The 21,641-nt window shown below is 66.6% G+C and carries 22 protein-coding genes and 1 tRNA gene; 9 read left to right on the top strand and 14 right to left on the bottom strand.

What is annotated here, in order from left to right; genetic code table 11:
• Nucleotides 1–18 precede the first annotated feature (18 nt).
• The 4 genes from EOHIBHHM_RS04525 to EOHIBHHM_RS04540 all read left to right on the top strand — a co-directional run bounded on the left by EOHIBHHM_RS04525 (nucleotide 19) and on the right by EOHIBHHM_RS04540 (nucleotide 4,280).
• Complete coding sequence (locus EOHIBHHM_RS04525; protein WP_497255039.1) at nucleotides 19–834, top strand: GIDE domain-containing protein; 816 nt, start codon at nucleotides 19–21, stop codon at nucleotides 832–834.
• A gap of 45 nt (nucleotides 835–879) precedes the next feature.
• Entirely contained in the window at nucleotides 880–2,199 is a 1,320-nt protein-coding gene (locus EOHIBHHM_RS04530; protein ID WP_497255041.1) for an RNB domain-containing ribonuclease, read from the top strand.
• 183 nt (nucleotides 2,200–2,382) lie between these two features.
• Nucleotides 2,383–3,753, top strand: coding sequence for a serpin family protein (locus EOHIBHHM_RS04535; RefSeq protein ID WP_497255043.1), 1,371 nt, complete (start codon nucleotides 2,383–2,385; stop codon nucleotides 3,751–3,753).
• A gap of 56 nt (nucleotides 3,754–3,809) precedes the next feature.
• Entirely contained in the window at nucleotides 3,810–4,280 is a 471-nt protein-coding gene (locus EOHIBHHM_RS04540) for a YbaK/EbsC family protein (RefSeq protein ID WP_497255045.1), read from the top strand.
• A 41-nt stretch (nucleotides 4,281–4,321) separates the two neighbouring features.
• On the opposite strand, the gene EOHIBHHM_RS04545 is transcribed toward EOHIBHHM_RS04540, so the two are convergent.
• The 4 genes from EOHIBHHM_RS04545 to EOHIBHHM_RS04560 all read right to left on the bottom strand — a co-directional run bounded on the left by EOHIBHHM_RS04545 (nucleotide 4,322) and on the right by EOHIBHHM_RS04560 (nucleotide 6,974).
• Nucleotides 4,322–4,393, bottom strand: a tRNA-Ala gene (locus EOHIBHHM_RS04545).
• Between the two features lie 113 nt (nucleotides 4,394–4,506).
• Nucleotides 4,507–4,818, bottom strand: coding sequence for a 30S ribosomal protein S10 (rpsJ, locus tag EOHIBHHM_RS04550; RefSeq protein WP_394327959.1), 312 nt, complete (start codon nucleotides 4,816–4,818; stop codon nucleotides 4,507–4,509).
• Nucleotides 4,815–6,083, bottom strand: coding sequence for a translation elongation factor EF-1 subunit alpha (gene tuf / locus EOHIBHHM_RS04555; RefSeq protein WP_497255046.1), 1,269 nt, complete (start codon nucleotides 6,081–6,083; stop codon nucleotides 4,815–4,817). The genes rpsJ and tuf overlap by 4 nt, the downstream gene beginning before the upstream one ends.
• Before the next feature lie 303 nt (nucleotides 6,084–6,386).
• Nucleotides 6,387–6,974: a riboflavin synthase gene (locus EOHIBHHM_RS04560; protein WP_497255048.1), complete on the bottom strand. Its 588-nt coding sequence runs from the start codon at nucleotides 6,972–6,974 to the stop codon at nucleotides 6,387–6,389.
• Between the two features lie 97 nt (nucleotides 6,975–7,071).
• Here EOHIBHHM_RS04560 and EOHIBHHM_RS04565 point away from each other — a divergent pair, with 97 nt between their 5' ends.
• Nucleotides 7,072–7,713, top strand: a complete 642-nt coding sequence (locus tag EOHIBHHM_RS04565; protein ID WP_497255050.1) for a DUF502 domain-containing protein — start codon at nucleotides 7,072–7,074, stop codon at nucleotides 7,711–7,713.
• Between the two features lie 28 nt (nucleotides 7,714–7,741).
• On the opposite strand, the gene EOHIBHHM_RS04570 is transcribed toward EOHIBHHM_RS04565, so the two are convergent.
• Nucleotides 7,742–9,610, bottom strand: coding sequence for an SLC13 family permease (locus tag EOHIBHHM_RS04570; RefSeq protein ID WP_497255052.1), 1,869 nt, complete (start codon nucleotides 9,608–9,610; stop codon nucleotides 7,742–7,744).
• Between the two features lie 120 nt (nucleotides 9,611–9,730).
• Between EOHIBHHM_RS04570 and EOHIBHHM_RS04575 the strand changes: the two genes are divergently transcribed.
• Complete coding sequence (locus EOHIBHHM_RS04575) at nucleotides 9,731–9,982, top strand: DUF7533 family protein (protein ID WP_497255054.1); 252 nt, start codon at nucleotides 9,731–9,733, stop codon at nucleotides 9,980–9,982.
• Here the strand turns inward: EOHIBHHM_RS04575 and EOHIBHHM_RS04580 are convergent.
• The 4 genes from EOHIBHHM_RS04580 to EOHIBHHM_RS04595 all read right to left on the bottom strand — a co-directional run bounded on the left by EOHIBHHM_RS04580 (nucleotide 9,979) and on the right by EOHIBHHM_RS04595 (nucleotide 13,468).
• Nucleotides 9,979–11,085, bottom strand: coding sequence for a M24 family metallopeptidase (locus EOHIBHHM_RS04580; RefSeq protein ID WP_497255056.1), 1,107 nt, complete (start codon nucleotides 11,083–11,085; stop codon nucleotides 9,979–9,981). The two genes, EOHIBHHM_RS04575 and EOHIBHHM_RS04580, sit on opposite strands and share 4 nt — an antisense overlap.
• 7 nt (nucleotides 11,086–11,092) lie before the next feature.
• Nucleotides 11,093–12,937: a UvrD-helicase domain-containing protein gene (locus EOHIBHHM_RS04585; protein WP_497255058.1), complete on the bottom strand. Its 1,845-nt coding sequence runs from the start codon at nucleotides 12,935–12,937 to the stop codon at nucleotides 11,093–11,095.
• A 109-nt stretch (nucleotides 12,938–13,046) separates the two neighbouring features.
• Complete coding sequence (locus EOHIBHHM_RS04590; RefSeq protein ID WP_497255060.1) at nucleotides 13,047–13,205, bottom strand: DUF7563 family protein; 159 nt, start codon at nucleotides 13,203–13,205, stop codon at nucleotides 13,047–13,049.
• A gap of 80 nt (nucleotides 13,206–13,285) precedes the next feature.
• The gene (locus EOHIBHHM_RS04595) at nucleotides 13,286–13,468 is read right to left on the bottom strand and encodes an HVO_0416 family zinc finger protein (protein WP_497255062.1); all 183 of its coding nucleotides are present in this window, start codon (nucleotides 13,466–13,468) and stop codon (nucleotides 13,286–13,288) included.
• Between the two features lie 147 nt (nucleotides 13,469–13,615).
• Between EOHIBHHM_RS04595 and EOHIBHHM_RS04600 the strand changes: the two genes are divergently transcribed.
• Nucleotides 13,616–14,059: a pyridoxamine 5'-phosphate oxidase family protein gene (locus EOHIBHHM_RS04600; RefSeq protein ID WP_497255064.1), complete on the top strand. Its 444-nt coding sequence runs from the start codon at nucleotides 13,616–13,618 to the stop codon at nucleotides 14,057–14,059.
• A gap of 15 nt (nucleotides 14,060–14,074) precedes the next feature.
• On the opposite strand, the gene EOHIBHHM_RS04605 is transcribed toward EOHIBHHM_RS04600, so the two are convergent.
• The 3 genes from EOHIBHHM_RS04605 to EOHIBHHM_RS04615 form a co-directional block, all read right to left on the bottom strand.
• Entirely contained in the window at nucleotides 14,075–15,601 is a 1,527-nt protein-coding gene (locus EOHIBHHM_RS04605) for a carboxypeptidase M32 (protein WP_497255066.1), read from the bottom strand.
• Nucleotides 15,602–15,673: 72 nt separating this feature from the next.
• Complete coding sequence (locus EOHIBHHM_RS04610; RefSeq protein WP_497255068.1) at nucleotides 15,674–16,297, bottom strand: NUDIX hydrolase; 624 nt, start codon at nucleotides 16,295–16,297, stop codon at nucleotides 15,674–15,676.
• On the bottom strand, nucleotides 16,290–17,420 hold the full coding sequence (locus EOHIBHHM_RS04615; protein ID WP_497255070.1) for a M20 family metallopeptidase: 1,131 nt from the start codon (nucleotides 17,418–17,420) through the stop codon (nucleotides 16,290–16,292). Before EOHIBHHM_RS04615 ends, EOHIBHHM_RS04610 begins: the two co-directional genes overlap by 8 nt.
• Nucleotides 17,421–17,527: 107 nt before the next feature.
• Between EOHIBHHM_RS04615 and EOHIBHHM_RS04620 the strand changes: the two genes are divergently transcribed.
• The gene (locus EOHIBHHM_RS04620) at nucleotides 17,528–18,595 is read left to right on the top strand and encodes a PAS domain S-box protein (protein WP_497255072.1); all 1,068 of its coding nucleotides are present in this window, start codon (nucleotides 17,528–17,530) and stop codon (nucleotides 18,593–18,595) included.
• Nucleotides 18,596–18,652: 57 nt separating this feature from the next.
• Entirely contained in the window at nucleotides 18,653–20,533 is a 1,881-nt protein-coding gene (locus EOHIBHHM_RS04625; RefSeq protein ID WP_497255074.1) for a PINc/VapC family ATPase, read from the top strand.
• Between the two features lie 457 nt (nucleotides 20,534–20,990).
• Here EOHIBHHM_RS04625 and EOHIBHHM_RS04630 read toward each other — a convergent pair whose 3' ends face one another.
• Both EOHIBHHM_RS04630 and EOHIBHHM_RS04635 read right to left on the bottom strand, forming a co-directional pair.
• On the bottom strand, nucleotides 20,991–21,365 hold the full coding sequence (locus tag EOHIBHHM_RS04630) for a PIN domain-containing protein (protein WP_497255076.1): 375 nt from the start codon (nucleotides 21,363–21,365) through the stop codon (nucleotides 20,991–20,993).
• A complete protein-coding gene (locus EOHIBHHM_RS04635) occupies nucleotides 21,366–21,596 on the bottom strand; it encodes an AbrB/MazE/SpoVT family DNA-binding domain-containing protein (RefSeq protein WP_497255078.1) in 231 nt (76 codons plus the stop codon).
• Between the last annotated feature and the right edge of the window lie 45 nt (nucleotides 21,597–21,641).

Here is a 21,641-nt window from a genome sequence, read left to right on the forward strand (position 1 = left end):
CGCCTCCCATCTCGAGCCATGCAGTTCGGCACTCTCCTCACGGTTCGGACGCTCGTCGCCGTCGCCTTCGTCGCCGTCGGCGGCTACGTCGTCTTCCGGTCGACCGAGTCCGCGCTCCTCGCCGTCCGCCTCCTCCGCACCGGTCGCGTTCCCGTCCGCGAGTTGATGGAGGAGACCGGTCGACAGCTGACGCTCGTCGGAACGGTCGAAGGCGTCTCGGACCACGACCCGCTCGTGGGACCGTTCTCCGGACGGCCGGCGGTCGTCGTCGGCTACGAGGTGAGAGAGGAGCGGACCAGCCACGACGCGAACACGAACACCACTCGACGGACGTGGAAGACCATCGACGAAGGGTGGGCGGGCGTCCCGTTCGTCCTCGCGGACGACACCGCGAGCGTCCGCGTCGACCCGGCCGACGCACAGTTCTCTCTCGGCGTCGACGAGTCGACCCGCGTCGCCGGCGGTCGGCGGCCGCCGGAGCGCATCCGGTCGTTCGTCGAGACCAACGACCGCGTCGACTCCGAGGCGACCGGGTTCGACGTCGGTCCGATCCGCCTCTCGACGGGGCGCGACCGGAAGTACGTCGAGTACCGTCTCGAGGTGGACGACGAGGTCACCGTGCTCGGGACGCCCCGTCCCGCCCGCGGCGAGGTCGGACGAGTGAACGCCGTCGTCGACGGCGGGTCGCCGTTCGTCGTCGTCGACACGGACCCGTGGTCGGCCACCGTGCGTCTCCTCGGAGGGTCGTTCCTCCCGCTCCTGTTCGGCGGCCTGTTCGTCGGCGTCGGGTTGCTGTTGTTGCTCGGCGGCCCGTTTTTCGCCTTCGCCCCCTGACCGCACCCCGACACGCATAACTACCTCTCTACCTTTGTCGAAACTATGTCAGACGAAACGACGGACAGAGACGAGCAGGCCCACGCGGGGACGGCGGAGGGACAGGGGCCGGTCCGCATCTCCGAGGAGATCGACCGCCATCTGGCGAACAAACGCGAGGAGCTGTTCGAGGAGTTCGAGATCCGCGACAAGTTCCCCTCGGCGGTGCTGGAGGAGGCCAAAGAGCGAACCAGCGACGTCCAACAGGAGATCCAAGACGAACTCGACCACCGACAGGACCTCCGCGAGCTGACGACGTGGACGACCGACCCCGTCGACGCCCAGGACTTCGACGACGCCATCAGCATCGCAGAGGAGGAGGAACACTACCGGCTGTGGGTCCACATCGCCGACGTGACCCACTACGTCCACCCCGGCTCGGAGATGTGGGCCGAGGCGGTCAAACGCGGCAACACCGTCTATCTCCCCGCCTACACCATCCACATGCTCCCGCCGGCGCTCGCCGAGACGGTCTGTTCGCTGGTCCCCAACGAGGACCGCCTCGCGCACACGGTGGAGATGGCGATCAAGAAGGACACGCTCTCGTTCGAGAACATCGAGATCTACAAGTCCGTCATCCACTCCGACGAGCGACTCACCTACACGCAGTGTGAGCGCCGCCTCGACGACCCCGACCTCCCGCTCCACGAGGAGAACGTCCTCGTCTACGACCTCGCCGAACAGCTCCACGAACAGCGCAAAGAGGACGGCTCGCTCGTGCTCAACCCGAGTCGCGACCGCGCTCACACCATCATCGAGGAGTGCATGCTGAAGGCGAACAAGGCCGTCACGCACGAACTGATGTGGAACCGCGGCGTCGAGGCGATGTACCGTGTCCACCCCCAGCCGACGCCCGACCAGTGGGACAAAGCCCTCAAGGAGATCGCCGAACTCGACGGCGTCAACATGTCGGGTGCCGCGTGGGACGACCCCCGGAAGGCGGTCAACCAGGCGCTTGAGAGCGCCGACGGCCGGAACCTCAACAAGGTTCAACGCGCCGTGTTGAAGGTGATGCCGCGTGCGAAGTACATGAACGACCCCTTCGGCGGTCACTACGCGCTGAACTTCGACATCTACGGTCACTTCACCTCCCCCATCCGACGGCTGTCGGACCTCATCAACCACTGGATCGTCCACGAGAACGACGTCCCGGAGGACCTCATCGAACTCTGTGACCGTGCCTCGGACAAGCAGAAGGACGCCGAGACGGCCGAGCGACTCTACAAGCAGTTCATGGAGGAGATCGGACTCAACCCCTACGACGTCAACAACCGCGGCGTCGAGGTCGTCGACGACGACGAGATCGACGGCGACGTCGAGTACTGAACCCCGTCGACCCGTTCCTTCCTCGCTCTGTCCCGTCGCCTCCGGGGTGACTGACTCACAGCGTCGTGTCCCCGAGTATCGCGGCTGGCATGTCCGGTAGTGTCGAGAGCGTCCTCGACCGTCACTCAAAGGACTCTTTGACTCTACAGAAGGCGTTTATCGCGTCCTCGCGCAGTTGTCGGTATGTCCCCGAATCGACGCGACCTCCTCGCCTTGGCGGGAACGCTCGCTACCGGCGGCGTACTCGCCGGCTGTCTCGGCCCCGTCCAGGGAGACGACACGGTCGCGGTCGACACAGTCGAGAGCGACGAGAGCCCCGTCACACCGGACGACGTCGGAGACGACGTGCTCCAACGTCTCGTCGCCGACACCACCGACTCCGCACTCGACCTGCACGGCACGCTCGCCGAGGCCGACCCGAACGCCAACCGCTTCGTCTCGCCGTACAGCGTCTCGGTCGCGCTGGCGATGACCTACGCCGGCGCGCGCGGCGAGACGCGCCGGGAGATGGCAGAGACGCTCCGGTTCTCGCTCCCCCGCGGGCAACTGCATCCGGCGTTCCACGCGCTCCGGGGGCAGGTCAACGGAGAGACCGACGGCGACACCGAGGGCGGTGGCGCTGGCGACGCCGAGAGTGACGGCAGCGAACCGCGTCCCTTCACGCTGGCCGGGGCGAACGCGCTCTGGGGACAGGAGGGGTATCCGTGGCGCGACGCCTACCTCGCGACGGTGGAAGCGAACTACGGCGCCGGGTTGCACGCAGTCGACTTCGCGTCAGACGCCGAGGCGGCCCGCCAGACGATCAACTCGTGGGTCGCCGACCGGACCGAAGACCGGATTCGGAACCTCCTCCCGAAAGGGTCGGTTCACGGCCTGACACGACTCGTGCTCACCAACGCGATCTACTTCAAAGCGAACTGGCAGCACGAGTTCGACGAGGAGAAGACGACATCGCGGGAGTTCACTGCGCTCGACGGGTCGACCGCGGAGGTACCGACGATGGAGGTGACCGAGGACTTCCAGTACGCGGCCGTCGACGGTCACCAACTCGTCGAACTCCCTTACGTCGGCGGCGAGGTGAGCATGGTCGTCGTCGTGCCGCGTGACGGCCGGTTCGAACAGTTCGAGCAGCGCCTCGACGCCGCGCGACTGTCGACGCTGCTCGGGGAACTCGAGGAGCGCGAGGGGACGCTCCGACTCCCGAAGTTCACCTTCGAGTCGGCGACGAGTCTGAAGCAGACGCTCTCGGATCTCGGGATGCCGGTCGCGTTCGACCAGAACGACGCGGACTTCTCCGGGATGGCTGATCCGGAGGCAGGGAAGCTGTTTATCGGCGACGTGATCCACAAATCGTTCGTCGGTGTCGACGAGAAGGGGACGGAGGCCGCCGCGGCGACGGCGGTGACGATGGAGCTAACGTCTGCGGAGGTGAATCCGCCGAAGCCGTTCGAGATGACCGTCGACCGACCGTTCCTGTTCGCGATTCGTCACCGTCGGACCGACGCGGTGCTGTTCCTCGGGCGGGTCGTCGACGCTGCGGCGGCACAGGAGTGAGCGCAGCACTCGCAGCCACGCGTAGCTTTTTCTCGACTCGCTCGGTCACACCGACCATGCATCCCAGCGCCGAGCGGTTCGTCGCGGAGGCCGGCGACCGCTACGGGTTCGACCCGGTCGTCGAGGAGTTCCCCGAGGGGACGAAGACCGCCGCCGACGCCGCCGACGCCGTCGGCTGTCAGGTCGCACAGATCGCGAGCAGTATCGTCCTCGTCGCCGACGGCGAGGTCGTCGTCTCGGTCACGTCGGGGGCGAACCGCGCCGACCTGGAGAAGGTGGCCGCTACTGTCGGGGCCGACGCTGCGCGGATGGCCGACGCCGACGAGGTGAAAGCGGCGACGGGGTGGTCGATCGGCGGCGTCCCGCCGGTCTGTCACGCGACGTCGCTGCCGGTCGTCTTCGACGAGACGCTGACGGGGTTCGAGACGGTGTGGGCCGCAGCAGGGACGCCGACGGCGGTGTTCGCGGTGTCGCCCGAGGAGTTAGTCGAGATGAGCGACGCGGCGGTCGTCGACGTCGCCGAGTGAAGATGTCACAGCCGCTCACTGTCGTGAGCGACAGAGAATTATGGACTCGCCGGGATTTGAACCCGGGGCCTCTTCCTTGCGAAGGAAGCGATCTGCCACTGATCTACGAGCCCGCATCAGGACGAAGCCTGCGTGCGTACTTAGTGTCTTCTGTTTCTGCTCGTTCTCTCCCGAAAGAGAGAGCGGAACTGCGGCGGCGCAAACGCCTTAGCGCCGGTCCCGTGCGTCAGTCTTCGAGAACGATCTCGATGCTGACGTCGTTGGGCACCTGGATGCGCATGAGCTGGCGCAGTGCGCGTTCGTCGGCGTCGATGTCGATGAGACGCTTGTGGACGCGCATCTCCCAGTGCTCCCAGGTCGCGGTCCCCTCGCCGTCGGGGGACTTCCGGGCGGGCACCTCGAGCGTCTTCGTCGGCAGCGGAATCGGACCGCTGAGGGCGACGCCCGTCTTGTCCGCGATCTCGCGGACGTCGTCGCAGATGTCGTCGAGGTCCTCCGGGCTGGTCCCGGCGAGCCGAACGCGAGCCTGCTGCATTATCGCTCGTTGACTTCGAGGACCTTCCCGGCCGCGATGGTCTGACCCATGTCACGGACAGCGAAGGAACCGAGTTCCGGAATCTCACCCGACGGCTCGATGCTGAGCGGCTTCTGCGGTCGGACCGTCACGACGGCAGCGTCGCCGGACTTGATGAAGTCCGGGTTCTCCTCGGCGACCTCGCCCGACTTGGGGTCGAGCTTCTGGTCGATCGCCTCGATGGTACACGCGACCTGCGCCGTGTGGGCGTGGAAGACCGGCGTGTAACCCGCGGTGATGACCGACGGGTGCTGCATGACGACGAGCTGCGCCTTGAACGTCTCGGCGACCTTCGGCGGGTCGTCGGCCGGACCACAGACGTCACCGCGACGGATGTCGTCCTTGCCGATGCCGCGGACGTTGAACCCGACGTTGTCACCGGGCTCTGCGCGCGGCACTTCCTCGTGGTGCATCTCGACGGTCTTCACTTCGCCGCCGACGTCCGACGGCTGGAAGGAGACGTTCGCGCCCGTCTCGAGGATGCCGGTCTCGACGCGGCCGACCGGCACCGTCCCGATACCGGAGATGGTGTAGACGTCCTGGATGGGGAGACGCAGCGGCGCGTCCGTCGGCGGCTCGACCTCGGGGAGGTCGTTGAGCGCCTTGACCAGGTGCGGACCGTCGTACCAGGGGGTGTTGTCCGACTTCTCTGCGATGTTGTCACCCTCGAACGCGGAGATCGGGATGAACGTCGCGTCGTCCGCGTTGAAACGGACCTGCTTGAGGAGGTTCTGGACCTGCTCCTTGACCTCCTTGTACTTGTCCTCGCTGTAGTCGACGACGTCCATCTTGTTCACGCCGATGATGAGCTCGTTGATACCCAGCGTGCGGGCCAGGAACACGTGCTCGCGGGTCTGCGGCGCGACACCGTCGTCTGCGGCGACGACGAGGACGGCGTTGTCTGCCTGGGAGGCACCCGTGATCATGTTCTTCACGAAGTCACGGTGGCCCGGGCAGTCGACGATGGTGAAGTAGTACTCGTCGGTGTCGAACTCCTGGTGGGCGATGTCGATGGTGACACCACGCTCGCGCTCTTCGGCGAGGTTGTCCATGACGTAGGCGAACTCGAAGCCGCCCTTGCCCTTCTCTTCTGCTTCCTCGCGGTGCTGCTCGATGACGTGCTCGGGGACGGATCCTGTCTCGAACAGGAGTCGGCCCACGAGCGTACTCTTACCGTGGTCGACGTGGCCGATGATGGCCAGGTTCTGGTGGGGTTTGTCTTCGCTCATGGTTGAGTTCACGCGCTAAGGCGCTTCGTGGGGCTTCTTTCGGATGATTCCCCTAAAACCATTTCGATACGCGGGCCGAGACACCCCGTCGCCGTCGTGCGGTTATTGGGATTATGTGCCATGTGGTGAACCGACATGCCGGGTCGAGCGGCGGGTGTCGCTCGGGCGGCGAACTCCCCGTCGGACGGAACAATCACGTGACGGGAACGGTGTTCTCTCTCACGGTGCCGACCGCGCGGCGAGGCCGACTGCGCGCGCGACGAGAAAAGAGAGTCCGACCGGCGAGACAGCGTCGACCGACCGTCACCGATACCCCTCGAGCATACTCTCGACGTACTTCGCGACGACGTCGACCTCCAGGTGGACCGGGTCGCCCACCGCCTTCGTCGAGAGCGCGGTCAGTTCGTAGGTCGTCGGGATGATGGCGACGGCGAACCGGTCGTCGCGCTTCTCGGCGACCGTGAGGCTGATACCGTCGACCGTCACCGACCCCTTGTCGACGACGTACTGTGCGACCGCCTCGGGGAGCGTGAACTCGAAGAACCAGTCCTCGCCGACCTGCTCGACCGCCGTGACCGCGGCCGTCGTGTCGACGTGGCCCTGGACGATGTGGCCGTCGAACCGACCGTCCGCACGGAGCGCGCGCTCGAGGTTGACCGCGTCGCCGACCTCGACGGTGCCGAGGTAGGTCTTCTCGACGGTCTCAGATGCTAAGAACACCTCGAACCAGTCGTCGCCGTACTCCTCGACCGTGAGACAGACGCCGCTCACGCTGACCGACTGGCCGTGGTGGAGGTCGTCGAACGTCGTGCGGATCCGGAGGCGACGGCCGCCGTCGGCGTCGGTGACGTCGACGACCGCGCCCGTCTCCTCGACGATACCGGTGAACATAACTCGCCCTTACAGTCGTCCACTCGAAAGTGTTGTGTCTCTCAGTTCTGGAATCGAGTCGCGCGGTTTTTTGCACCGCTCCGCCACAGATGAGCGCATGAGTCTCCTCGGGCGCGCTCGCAACAGTTTTGTCGCCGGGCTGATACTCGTCACGCCGCTGGCGGTCACTATCTTCGTCCTCCAGTTCGTCTTCGTCCGACTCACCGGGATACTCGACCCAGTGGTCGGTGCGACACGACTGACCGACTACACGGCCAACATCGAGATCGTCGCCCAACTGCTCGCGGCGGTACTCATCGCGGTCGTCATCACGCTCCTCGGCTTTCTCGCCTCCTGGAGCCTCGGCCAGCGACTGTTCGGGAGTTTCGAGCGCGCCGTCGGTCTCGTCCCCGTCGTCCGGACGGTCTACTTCGGCGTCCGGCAGGTCTCGGAGTCGCTGACGAAGCGCGACGACCGCTTCGAGCGCGTCGTCCTCGTCGAGTACCCCCGGGCGGGCGTCTACCGACTCGGCTTCGTCACGAGCGACAGTCCGTCGGCGTTCGACGCCGCGACGGGCGTGGACACCGTCGCCGTCTTCCTCCCGCACAGTCCGAACCCGACGGCCGGCGCGCTGGTGATGGTCGCCCCCGACCAGCTGTACGAGGTCGACATGTCGGTGAGCCGCGGACTCCGACTCGTCGTTACGACGGGGCTGACGGTCGACGAGGAGGAACTTCCGACCGGGGTGGTCAGCGACTAGGGAGAGAGGCAGGGGTCGTCTCGCCCGCCTACGTCGGCGGCGCGAACCCCCAGAAGAGCCAGATGCCGAGGGTCGTCACGGCCGCGAGCAACAGCTGTAGCGGCGCACCAACCCGTACGTAGTCCGTGAACCGATAGCCGCCCGGACTGTACACCATCAGGTTCGTCTGGTAGCCGACCGGCGTCATGAACGCCGTGCTCGCCGCGAACGTGACGGCGAGGGCGAACGCGAAGGCGTCGGCACCGACCCGTATCGCGGTGTCGACGGCGACGGGCATCAGGAGGACCACGCTCGCGACGGGCGTGACGACGTTCGCGAGGAGGCCGGTCAACAGGTAGAACAGCGCGAGCACGAGCGGCACCGGGAGCCCTTCGGCACCGCCCACGACGGCCTGCGCGATCACCGCCGCACCGCCGGTCTCCTGCATGGCGTGCCCGAGCGGGATGATCCCCGCCAGGAGGAAGACGACGTTCCAGTCGACGGCGTCGTAGGCCTCGTTCGGCGACAGGACGCCCGTGACGACCATCGCCACGATGCCGCCGAGCGCCGCGATGACGATGGGGACGACGCCGAGCGCCGCCAGCGCGATGACGCTGCCGAGAATGGCGAGCGCGGGCACCGTCGTCGGACTCAGCCCACGTTCCCGCTCCCGCTCGAGCATCTCCTCGACGAGTTCGCCGGTGACGAGGAAGTCGTCGGTCTCGGCGAGGTAGTCGGCGGTCTCCTCCGTCGTCTGCAGGAGCAGCGAGTCGCCAGCCTCGAGTTCGACCGACCCCAGTCCCGCGCGGATCAGTTCGCCGCCCGTCCGGCGGACGGCGAGCACCGTCGCGTCGTACCGCTCCCGCAGTCGAGTGCTCCCGATCGTCTCGCCGACGAGCGAAGACGACCGCGGGAGGACGAGTTCGACGAGCGTCGTCCGCTCGGGGTTGTCGAGTTCCGCGTCGGTCACCGTCGCCCGCGGGAGAAGTCGGAGGTCGGCGAGCGTACAGAACCGCTGGATCGTCTCGGGGTCGCCGCGGACGGTGAGGATGTCCCGCGGTTCGATCGTCCGGTCTGTCTCGGTAGCGATGAAGTGTTGGTCGCCGCGGACGACGTCGAGGACGTCGATGTCGAGATCGCGGTGTGCGTCGGCGATGAGCTCGGAGGCCGCGGTGCCGACCAGCGGCGACCGTTGCGTCACGAGCACCCGCGCGAGGTACGGCTCGACCTCGAACCGGGACGTCCGGTCGCCCGGCGGGACGCGCGCCGGGATGAGCACACGGCCGACCGTGAGCAGGTAGATCCCGCCGACGACGAGCACCAGCGCACCGAGATGAGTGAACTCGAACATCGAGAAGGCGTGGAGCCCGGTCTCGGGGTTCTCCCGTCCGAGCTGGGCGACGAGGTCGCTGGCGACGAGGTTGGTCGCGGTCCCGACGAGCGTGAGCGTCCCTCCGAGCATCGACGCGTAGGACAGCGGGATGAGCAGTTTCGACGGGGAGATCCCGGCGTCGTCGGCCAACTCCGTCACCATCGGGATGAACACCGCCACCACGGGCGTGTTGTTGACGACGCCCGCGATGGGGCCGGTGAGACCGACGACCGCCGCCAACAAGCGGTTCTCGCTCCCGCGAGTGAGTCGCGCCACCTCGACGCCCAACCGGCGGACGACGCCCGTCTCCTGGATCCCTCGCGAGAGGATGAACATCGCGATGATCGTCACCGTCGCGGGGTTCGAGAAGCCGGCCAACCCTTCCTCCGGAGAGACGCCGGTCCACGGCCCGAGGACCACGAGCGCGACGACGACGCCGATGGCGACGACGTCCGGCGGCAGTCGCTCGGAGACGAAGAGGGCGACGACGACGACGACGAGCGCGAAGACGAGAACCGTCCCCGTGGGGAGTCCGAAGACGACCATGCGCTTCAGAGAGCACCGGACGGCTTAGTGGTTCGTGCGTGTCGTCCAAGAGCCCGGCCGGTGACCTCCCTCGCTCGGCGACTCGCGGGAGTTAAATCCCGAAGCCGCCTACCCCCGACGATGCGAGCATCGATGGGACTCATGGATACGGTCGGGTTGGCCGCCTCGCTCGTCTTCGCCCTCCCGGTCGGAATCTTCGGGATGAACCGACTCCTCGACGGTCAGACGCTCCTCGGCGGGGGGCTCCTCGTCGTCGCCGCGCTGATGGTGCTGCTCCCGCAGAAACTCACGACGCCGATGGACGTCCCCCAGAAGATCGCGGGCAAGGCCGTCGGCAAGGCGGTCAAGACGCCCGACGACGAGCAGGATTAAGGAACGAGCGACGTCGAGCAGTCGACGAGCAGTTCACTCCCCTCCTCAGTGACGACCGCGAGATCCGCGAGCGCCACCGTCCCTCGCTCCTCGTCCGTCGCGCTCGGGCGGACGGCGACGACGTTGCCGGCCGTCGCCTCGTCGTCGAGCGACGGCCCCTCGCGTCGCCTCAACCCGACGCCGTAGACCCGGTCGCCCTCGGTCGCCGTCAGTCCGAACGACGACGCCTCGGCGACGGCCTCGGAGTGAACCCACCGCAGCGACTCGCCCGGTTCGAGTTCGCCGAGTGCGACCCGGCGGGCCGACTCGACGCCGACGTGCGCCCGTCGTTCCCACCCGCCGTCGCTGTCGACGACGAACGTCCGGACGAGCGTGCCGTGGTAGCCGTGCGGACCGCGCGGTGCGAGCGAGACGACCAGCGGCGTTCCCGCCGACAGTTCGACCGCCGACCGGCCGGTCGCCGTGCCGACCCGTACCCGGGTGTGGGCGACGTCGACGACGCCCTCGCCCGCGAGCGTCGCGTTCACCTGTCGGCGGAGCCGTTCGGTCGACAGCGGCGCGTCCTGCCAGTGGAGCGTCCCGTCGACCGCAGTCGCCGCAGCCAGAATCGACCGCGCACGCTCCATCCCCCTGACCGCCGCCCGCTGGACGGTCCGCAGTCGGTCGAGTTCCCGCTCGGACTTCACCGCTCGCGCCTCGCGGACTGCCGGCGTCGACGCGAGGTCGTAGCCGGCCGACTCGAGATAGACCGCCGCGTCGTGCGGGAGCTGTCGCGGGACGAGGACGGTCGCGCCGTCGGCCACGTCGCGGTCGGCGAGCGTGTCGACGACGCGCGTGCCGACCGGGTCGGCGGTTGCGTCGCGACGGACGTCGCACCAGTCGGCGACGTCGTCGACGCCGTCGGCGGTTGCGTCCACCGGCGCGCAGAGCGTCGCCTCGCCGTCTGCGTAGACGAACCCGTACTCGGCAGTCAGCGTGGAGAGACGAGAGAGATACCGCAGGTCGGCGTCGGCGTCGCCGACGTGGACGAACGCGTCGGCGTCCGCCGCGTCGAGCGCGTCGGCGAGGAAGCCGTAGTCGGGGGTCGGTTCGTCGGCGCTCACGGCGAGTTCAGGGTTCCGGTTCGGGGGCGAGCGGTTCCTGCGCCTCGGCGAGCATCTCCTCCAGCGGTTCGTCGCGAACCTCGTTGTGCAGGAGGACGCTGACGGGGAGCGTCGGGGCGCCGTCGACGAGGTTTTCGAGCAGGACGAGGCGCTCGCGGGCACGCGACATACCGACGTAGAAGACGCGTCGTTCGTTGTCCGTCAGGATGGGGACGGGGTTCGTCGTCTTGGTGAACTCCTCGACGCCGGTGACGTCCTCGTCGTCGACGATGGCGGCCATCTGCTCGACGACCTTCTCGGTGAGGTCGGTCGCCACGAACACGTGGTCGGCCTCGCGACCCTTCGCGGAGTGGATGGTACCGACGCGGACGCGACTGGGGTCCATCCCCTCGTAGTCGCCCGCGAAGTACGCCTTGATCGTCTTGCGCTGGAAACTCGTCACCTTCCGCACCATGTCAGACGCCGAGTTGCCGTCGGGCATGAACGGCGCGAAGTTCTTCACGTCCTCGGGTGCGATTTCGATCTCCGCGAGGTCGTCGGCGTCGGCGGCCTCCTCGCGGTCGTCGATGAGGTCGTAGAGGTCGTCGCGCTCGTTCGACCCGAACGCCGAATCCTGCAGCATGTCGGCGAGTCGGCGGGCCTGCAGTCCCGTCACGTGCTCGCCGCGCTCCATCCGCTCGACGGCGCGGACGTACTGCGTGAGGCGGTCGGTCCACATCCGCTGGTCGGTGAGCACCTTGAACGGCATCCCCTCGCCGATGTACTCGTCGATGAACTGGAACATCTGGTAGCGCGCCCGGAACAGCACCATGATGCTCCCTTCGTCCTGCTGGACCGTGTAGCGGACGTTACGGACGAGATCTAACATCGAGGGGCTGTTGACACCCTCGACGGTGCCGCCCTCCTTGCGCGGTTTGAGGTCCTTCTCCTGACGTTTGTCGATGTGGCGGATCTCCCGGTTGACGACGTTGAGCACGTTCGACGGCAGTCGGTAGGAGTTCGGGAGGACGACGTCCTCCTGACGTTCGGCGTCCAAGAGGAGGTTGGGGTCGGCCCCCTGCCACGCGTAGACGACCTGGTCGTCGTCGCCGGCGATGAGCACGCCCTCCATGTGCGGTTTCCACTCCTCGTAGACGTCGTACTGCAGCGAGGTGATGTCCTGGAACTCGTCGATGACGAGGTAGTCGACGTTCGGCAGCAGCGAGCGCTGTTTCACGCGGACGAGCATGTCGGCGAAGCCGACGAGGTCGTTCTCGCCCTTGTAGGCGCGCCAACCGCGGATGGCCTCGGGGATGTCGAGGCGGTCGTCCGAACTCGGCCACGTCGGGGTGTACTTGTTGCCCTCCTGGGCGTTGGGGTCGATCTCCGGGGGGAGACGGACCTCCTCGACGTTCCACTGGAACGGGACGTCGTACCAGTCGGCGACGTCGCGACGGGTGCGCTGGAGCCACTGGCTCGTCGCGATGATCTTGTTGCCGAGCGTGGTCGAGCGGGCCGTTCGACGACCGGCACCGCCGTACTCGTCTTCGTACTCGATGCCGAAGTCCTCACAGAACTCCTTCTTGTGCTTCTCGCCGACGACGTCGCCGCGCGAGAGGTTGAGCAGCTCGTAGGCCTTCGCGTGCATGGTACAGACGTTCCCCTGCAGCGCCCGAGGGGAGACGTCGAGTCGCTCTGCGAGTCGTTCGCGGACCTCGGCGGCCGCGGCACGCGTGTAGGAGACGACGAGGATGTCGCGGAAGTCGACGTCGTCCTGTTCGAGGATCTCCTCGACGCGGTCGAGGAGCGCAGTCGTTTTCCCGCTCCCCGGACCGCCGAACAGCCGGGTGATGTGGGAGTCCGAATCGCTCATTATCCACGCTCACGCCCTGCCACGTGATAAAAAGCGTGGCTTGCGCTCGGCGGTGTCAGCGGAGCGGAGAGACCGAAAGAAACCGATGATTGGAGGGCAGTGCGACGGACTACGTTCGTCTGGTCGAGCGGGCCTCTCGAACCGACCCGCCGTCACGGATCATATCCTCACAGTGCGGACAGACGCGAGGTTTGTCGAGCCCGTCCGGAGCGAAGACGCGGACGTAATCCACAGTGACGAAGGAACCGCAGTTCTGGCATTCGGGCATTTCTTTCTCCGGTAGAGTGTGTAAAACTGCTTCCTATAGTTCTACCGAAACTTCGCAGAAGTTCGTGACCGAACGAGCGCTCAGGCGTCGGGATACCAGCCGCAGACCGAGCACTCTGTCGCGGCGTCGTCGTGTAAGCCGCCACAGTCGGGACACTGTTTCTTGTTGTACGACTGCTCCCATCGCTGGGGCTCCGGCTCGTGTCCACGGTCGGTGAGGAACTGGTCGAACAGTTCGTCGGTGTCGCTCGGTGCTGAGGCCATACAGGTCATGGTATGGCATACCACTATTTCAATGTGGTGGCTCGACAGGCCGAACAGTCACCTTAGACGCTCTCTACGTGTATGTCCTGTGTTAACAATCATTATCGTAATAGGGGGCGACGACCTACGAGACACTGTGGAGGAGCCATGCGCCACATCGAGTACACGTACACCGAGGGGATGGGAGACGAAGAGTTAGCAGAGCGCCTTCGCGCCCGAGAGATGGGCGTGCTCTCGTTGGTGGACGGCGACGACGCGTTCGGCATTCCGGTCGCGCACCACTACGACGGCGAACGGCTGTATCTCCGACTCTGCGAGCGACCGGGTCGGGGGAAGTCGGACGTCGTCGACGCGACGGACCGAGCGAGCTTCGTCGTCACGGGCGGCGAGACGAGCGAGGAGGCGTGGAGCGTCGTCGTCCGCGGCCCGCTCGTCGCCGTCGACGACGTCGCCGACGAGACGCTCAACGAGTGGTTCGCGCCGGTCCGACTGTTCGACGAACCGGTCGAGGACGTCGTCCCGGTCGTCTACCGGATGGAGATCTGGGACGTCGGCGGGCGACGGTCCTGCGGCCCGGTCAATCTCGGTTGACAGTCGGACTCGGCGTCAGGCCGACTCGAGGTCGTAGAGCGCGCCGTACTTCTCGGTGACGTAGTCGAGGAAGTAGTCGGCCGTGAACTCCTCGCCGGTCGCCTGCGTCACCAACTCGTTGGTCTCGTAGCGCTGGCCGTGGCGGTGGACGTTCTCGGTCAGCCACTCGTGGAGCGCGTCGAAGTCGCCCTCGCTGATCTGGCCGTCGAGGTCACTGATGTCGTCTTCGGCGGCGGCGTAGAGCTGAGCGGCCATCACGCTTCCGAGCGAGTAGGTCGGGAAGTAGCCGAAGTTGCCGTAGCTCCAGTGGATGTCCTGTAGACAGCCCTCGGTATCTGTTTCAGGACGGATGCCGAGATACTGCTCGTACTTGTCGTTCCACGTCTCGGGGACGTCTTCGACGTCGAGGTCGCCGGAGACGAGTTCGCGCTCGATCTCGAAGCGGATGACGATGTGGAGGTGGTAGGTCAACTCGTCGGCCTCGACGCGGATGAGGTTGTCCTCGTAGACCTGGTTGGCCGCCTCGTAGGCGTCCTCGACGGACACGCCCTCGGTCTCCGGGAAGTGGTCGGTGAACGTCGGCAGGAACAGCTTCCAGAAGGCCCGCGAGCGACCGACGTGGTTCTCCCAGAGCCGCGACTGCGACTCGTGGACCGAGAGGTCCCGCGACTGGCCGAGCGGCGTCCCGTAGTGTTCGTCCGGGAGGCCGAGCGTGTAGGTGGCGTGGCCGAACTCGTGGATCGTCGAGAACAGCGCGCCCAGCGGGTCGGACTCGTCGAATCGAGTCGTCACGCGGGCGTCGAACGTCGTCCCCGTCGAGAACGGGTGCGGGGCGACGTCGAGGCGGCCGCGCTCCCACGGGTAGCCGAGCGTGTCCAGCGCGTCGCGGACGAGTTCGTCCTGTTCGTCCTCGGGGAAGGTGCCCTCGAAGGCGTCGACGGCGAGGTCGACGTCGCTCTCGCGGATCTCGTCGATCATCGGGACGAGCGTCTCCTTGACTTCCTCGAGGATCTCCTCGGCCTGCGAGAGCGGGAGACACGGCTCGAAGTCCTCGAACAGCACCTCGTAGGGATCGCGGTCGGGGTCGATATGTTCGGCGTACTGCTGTTTCAGGTCGACCAACTTCTCCAGCGTGGGTGCGAACTTCGAGAAGTCGTCCTCGGCTTTCGCCTCCTTCCACGCCGGCAGCGCCTCCGAGGAAGTGGCGGAGATCTCTTCGACGAGGTCGGTGGGGACGCGGACCTCCCGTTCGTACTCGCGACGAATCTCGCGGACGACGGCGGTCTGCTCGTCGTCGAGGTCGCTCTCCTCGAGTTCGTCGAGCAGGTCGCCGATCTCGTCGTCGACGAGCAGGTCGTGCGAGACCGCAGAGAGCGCCGAGAGCTGTTTCGAGCGGGCGGGCGTCCCCTCGTCGGGCATCATCACCTGCTGGTCCCACGAGAGGACGCCGGCGGCGTTCTGGACGTTCGAGATGCGCTGGATCTTCTCCAAGAGCGTCTGGTAGGCGTCGGGCGCTTCGGCGGTGGAGGCCTCTGTCGACATACCCTCACGGTCGACCCCTCGGGTTATCAAGGCGGTGTTTTCGGCGACTGAGACACCCGACCGTCCGGCCGACTACCGCTCTCGGTGTTCCCGCCACGCCTCGACCGCGTCGCGAGCGGCCCGTTCGTGGTCTTTGTGCCACACGGGTACCTCGTCGAGCGGCCAGTACCGGACGTCCGTCGTCTCGTGTGAAGTGACGGGTTCGCCGCCCCGCCGCTCACAGAGGTAGCGGACGCTGACCAGCGAGTGCGGGCCGAGGCGTCCCGGTGGCCGGTGGTAGACGTCGACGAGTTCGGTGACTTCGACGTCGAGTCCCGTCTCCTCTCGGGTCTCTCGAACCGCGGTCTCGGCGGGCGATTCGCCGGGGTCGACGTAGCCGCCGGGAAGCCCCCACGTGCCGTCGTCGGCGCGTTCGACGAGCAGGAGTCGCCCCTCGTCGTCGAAGACGGCCGCCCCGCCGCCGACCTTCGCGGTCGCGTGGCCGACTTCGGCGGCGAACTGCTCGCGGACCGTCTCAGCGGGAAGTTCCAGCAGGTCGCCGTACCCCTCGCTCGCGAGGGTGAGCAGGCGGTCGTATCGCTCACGGTCGTAGGGGTTCTCGGCGTATTCGAGACCGTTCTGTGCGATGGCTCGGAGTTCGTCGAGGAACGCGAGGGCGTCCGGTTGGTCCTCGCCCTCGGCGGTCTCGTCAGCCATCGATGCGCTCCGCACCGACGCGTTCGGCGGCGTTCCGGTAGATGCGGTAACAGCGTTCCAGCACGTCGATGCCGACGCTCTCGGTCTCGGTGTGGGCCTCGCCCGGTTCGGAGGCGCCGCAGACGACGCAGGTCGTCCCGGCCTGCGAGAGCCACCCCGCGTCGGTCGCGTGCGGTTTCGTCGTCAGTTTCGGGTCGCCGTCCTGCGCGTCGCGGGCGGCCGCGAGCACCGCGTCGGCGAATGCCCCGTCGTCGCACTCCATCGGCGGGAGGTCCTGGTCGACGGTCCACTCGACGCCCTCGATCTCCTCGACGGCCTCCAGTGCGACGCGCTCGCCGGGGACGGTCCGCTCGTCGACGGTCACCTCACAGCGGTCGGGGACGACGTTCCACGCCGACCCGCCGTCGATCCCGGTGACTGCGACGCTGCCGCGGAGTCGCTCGCCGAACACCTCCGCCTCCGGGAACGCCATCTCGCGGACGAGGTCGACCGCGTCGCAGGCGCGGTAGACGGCGTTGACCCCCGACTCGGGGACGCTCGCGTGCGTCGACTCGCCGTGGGCGACGACGGTGCTCCCGCGACGCCCCTTGTGGGCGACGACGACGTCCGTCACGTCGTCGCCGGAGTAGTTGGTCGACCCCTCGCCGACGAGTGCGTAGTCCGGAGCGAACCCGTCGTCGATGGCCGCACGAGCGCCGACGCCGCCGATCTCCTCGCCGACGAAACTCGCGAACACGAGTTCGCAGACCGGGTCGGCGTCGCGGAACGCACACATCGCGGCCGCGACGGAGCCTTTCATGTCCGCCGTCCCGCGGCCGTAGAGTCGCCCCTCGCGCTCCGTGACGACGTACTCCCCCGCGTCGTCGACCTGTCGGTCCGCGGGCGGGACGACGTCGTGGTGGCCGACGAGCGCCAAGGAGGTGTCTGCGCGCCGTGCGGCGTCCGAGGAGACCGTCCGACGGCCCGCCGATCGCCGAGCGACGACGTTGCCCGCCTCGTCTCGCCGGACGACCGCGTCGGTCTCCCGGCGGAGCCACGTCTCGATGGCGTCGCCAGCGGCGGTTTCGTCTTCGTGACTGGCGAGTGCGACGAGTTCGCGGGTCAGATCGACGACCTCGGACATGGTTCGAGGGTCGCCCGCGTCCGTCTTAATGGGTCGGTCCACGGCGGAACGGACCGGGCGTCGAGACTGACAGACATTTTTATATAAATACGTTACATATTCCAGACGTGACTACACGGAGAGACGAGCTGACGTACGAGAGCCTCTCCGAGCACGTGCTCGAGCAGGTGCTGGAGACGAGTCCGATCGGCATCGTCGTCGCGGACCGTTCCGGGACGGTCACGCTCGCCAACGAGCGCATCGCCGCGGTGTTCGACAGCGAGACCGAGACGATCGTCGGTCAGAACGTCTTCGCACCGGAGTGGGACCCGACCGACGTCGACGGCGACCCGATCCCCCCCGAGGAGAACCCGTTCTCGCTGGCCTTCGAGGGCGAGGCGACCTACGGACGACGGCTCACGGTCGCGCTCCCCGACGGCGAACGGGCCGTCCTGCGTCTCAACACGGCACCGATCCGCGACGGTGACGGCGAGATCGTCTACGCGGTCGCCACGGTCGAAGACGTCACGGAGATCGACAGACGGCAGCGCGAGCTCGCCGCGAAGAACCGCCAGTTGGAGTCGCTGGCGAGCGTGCTCTCACACGACCTCCGGAACCCGCTGGCAGTCGCACGGGGGTACACCGACCTCGCACACGAGACGGGTGACCTGTCGCTGCTCGCGAAGGTCGACGCCGCCCACGGCCGGATGGAGGAACTCGTCGACAGTCTCCTGCTCCTCGCCCGACGCGGCCACGCCATCGGTCCGAAGGAGCCGGTCGCGCTCGTCACCGCGGCGTACGCGGCCTGGCAGTCGGTCGAGACGGGCGACGCGACGTTCGACGTCGGCACCGACCTCGAGACCGTCGTCGCCGACCGCGTCCGCCTCCAGCAGCTGTTCGAGAACCTCTTTCGCAACAGTGTCGAGCACGGCGGCGAGGGCGTCACCGTCACCGTCCGCCAGTTCGAGACCGGCGAGGGGTTCTCCGTCGAGGACGACGGTCCGGGGGTGCCGGATCTCGTCGAACCGACGCCGCTCGGCGAGTATCTCGACCGGACCGAGACGATAGAGGGGCTGGGGATGAAGATCGTCAACGCCATCGCCGAGGGTCACGGCTGGCGGGCGACGGTGGGGCCAGGTCGAGCCGGCGGCCTCCGGTTCGAGTTCGACGTCGGCACCGCTCCTGAGGAAGAATAAACCTGCGGCCCTCGTCCAGTATATACCCTTATCAACGCGCCGACCCAACCAGGGGACATGAACGTAGTGCCGGACACGAGCGCGGTCATCGACGGCCGCGTGTCCGAGCGGATCGACTCGGGAGCGTACGAGGGCGCGGCCGTCCTCGTCCCCGAGGCGGTCGTCGGCGAGCTCGAATCGCAGGCCAACGCCGGTCACGACAGCGGCTGGGAGGGCCTCGAAGAACTCCAGCGGCTGACGAACTTCGCCGACGACGGGGCGATCACCGTCGAGTACGTCGGCCGCCGGCCGAGCAGCGACGAACAGACGGCCGCCCACGAGGGCGACATCGACGCGCTCATCCGCGATCTCGCGGACGAACACGACGCCACGCTCCTGACGAGCGACGGCGTCCAGGCGGAGGTCGCGAAGGCGAAGGGGCTCGACGTCGAGTACGTCGAACCCAGAGGGAGGGGAAAGGAGCATCTCGTCATCGAGGAGTTCTTCGACGACCAGACGATGAGCGTCCACCTGAAGGTAGGGACGAAGCCGAAGGCCAAGCGCGGCGAGCTCGCGGACATGCACTACGAGGCCATCAGCGAGGAGGTCTCGACCGAAGCGGATCTGAAAGAGTGGGCCCACGACATCGAGGAGAGCGCCCGCTCCAGCCCCGAGGGGTTCGTCGAACTGCAGGAGCCGGGGATGACCATCGTCCAGTTCCACGACTACCGGATCGCCGTCGCCCGTCCGCCCTTCGCGGACGCCCTCGAGATCACCGCCGTCCGCCCCATCGCGAAGACCGACATCGAGGACTACGAGTTCGCCGACGAGCTCAAAGACCGCCTCGCAGAGCGCCAGCGCGGCGTGCTCATCTCCGGCGCACCGGGTGCCGGGAAGTCGACGTTCGCACAGGCGGTCGCGGAGTTCCTCAACGACAGCGACTACGCGGTCAAGACGATGGAGAAGCCGCGTGACCTGCAGGTCGGTCCCGAGATCACCCAGTACACCGCCCTCGGCGGAGAGATGGCGAAGACGGCCGACTCGCTGCTCTTGGTCCGGCCGGACTACACCATCTACGACGAGGTGCGCAAGACCGACGACTTCGGCGTCTTCGCCGACATGCGTCTGGCGGGCGTCGGGATGGTCGGCGTCGTCCACGCCACTCGCGCCATCGACGCGCTCCAGCGGCTGGTCGGCCGCGTCGAACTCGGGATGATCCCGCAGGTCGTCGACACCGTCGTCTACATCGAGGCCGGTGAGATTCACACCGTCTACGACGTGACGACCGAGGTGAAGGTCCCCGCGGGGATGACCGCCGAGGACCTCGCCCGACCGGTGATCCAGGTGCGGGACTTCGAGACGCAGCAACCCGCCTACGAGATCTACACCTTCAACCGGCAGGTCGTCACGGTGCCGCTCGACGAGGACGAGGGCGGGAAAGAGGAGTCCGGCGTCGGCCGCATCGCTCGTCAGGAGATCGAACGCGAGATCCGCTCGATCGCCCGCGGTCACGTCGACGTTCAACTGCAGGGGCAAGACAAGGCGGTCGTCTACGTCGAAGAGGACGACATCTCCTACGTCATCGGGAAAGGCGGCGGTCGCATCAACGACGTCGAGGAACGGCTCGGCATCGACATCGACGTCCGCACCCACGAGGAGAACCCCAAGATGGGTGACAGCGCCGGCGGTCCGAGCACTGCCAGCACCGGCGGCGCGGACGGCGGCGGACAGCTCCGCGAGGGAGAGATCGTCACCCCCGAGATCACCTCGCGACACGTCGTCATCCGGATGGACGAACACGTCGGCGAGACGGTCGAGGTCCGCGCCGACGGCGACTACCTGTTCACGGCGACGGTCGGTCGCGGCGGGGACATCCAGGTGTCCCGCGGCAGCGCCATCGCCGACGAACTGGAGGACGCCATCGACCGGAAGAAACAGATCACCGTCGTCACGGCCTGACGACGGCCGAATCGACGCTCGGCTCTCTTCCGTTCTTCGCATAGCGATCAACGGGAGTTCTCGTACGCTTCAACGCCAGAAGCGTCTTACCTGCTAACATCTGCGTGTTGAATGTAGCGCGCGACCTTTTCCGCCTCGGGTTCGCCTCCGGCGAACCACTCGGCGCAAAAACGTCGATGAAAAAGGCGAACTGCTCGGCCTCCGGCCTCGCCGTCCGGGAACCGCGCTCGCTCCGCTCGCGCGGATACTGGTGCTGAATACATCCCTCTGAGTGTTACACACGAACTCTGACAGGGGCTGAGGAGGTTTCGACGGTCGTGCTGAGGAGAGCGTATCTGTCACGCAACCAACTGGGCTTTGGTGTTCTGTATAGCGGAACTGCCGTACAGTTTCTATTCGAGAAACGCCGAGAACCCCACTGCTGTTTCTTGGAGTAACTATGTTCGACGAACCGCCGTCACTCGTCTTGGACTGTTTTCAGGTCAAGTCGTGGGGCAAACGATTCGTACGTTTCGTCACTCGAGACGATAGCGTCACCATCGGATTCGACGAGATGGAGTGCATCAAAGGGTGTGAACCCGTGATCTTCGACGTAAGTCGCAGCTGCGACGACTGTATCCACGTCACCGCGGACTTCCAGGAGAGCAGCCGCATTGGTGATGACTCGTTCAGTATTCCGTCCTTCACGGTATGCAACCATGAGGAGTTCAATGAGTGTAAACTGAGATGTCCACAGTTCGTCCTGACGGTTGCGGTAAACAACCTCTGCGGCGTCACCAAGCCAGTCTTCGTCCTTGATCAGTGCCAGAAGGAAGTCGGTTTCCGCGTACATTCAGCGTCCAGCCTCGTCTAGCGCTGCGTTACGTGCTTGCTCGCGGAGTTCTTCGGCCGTCTTCTCGACGTCCGCGAACTCGGAACGGAGGGCATCGAGTGGGTCGTCTTCGATTGGAACGAGCTTGATACCATCGTGCAGTTGGACGATATGGTAGTGTTCACCGTACCGCTCTCGAATCTCTTTGGGGAGTGTGAGGCGTCCACGACCGTCCAGCGTTGCCTCGGACATACTCTCACCTACGGTGGGTGGCTACAAGTATTTTCCCACATATTG

The sequence above is a fragment of the Halogranum roseipondis genome (assembly GCF_059695585.1).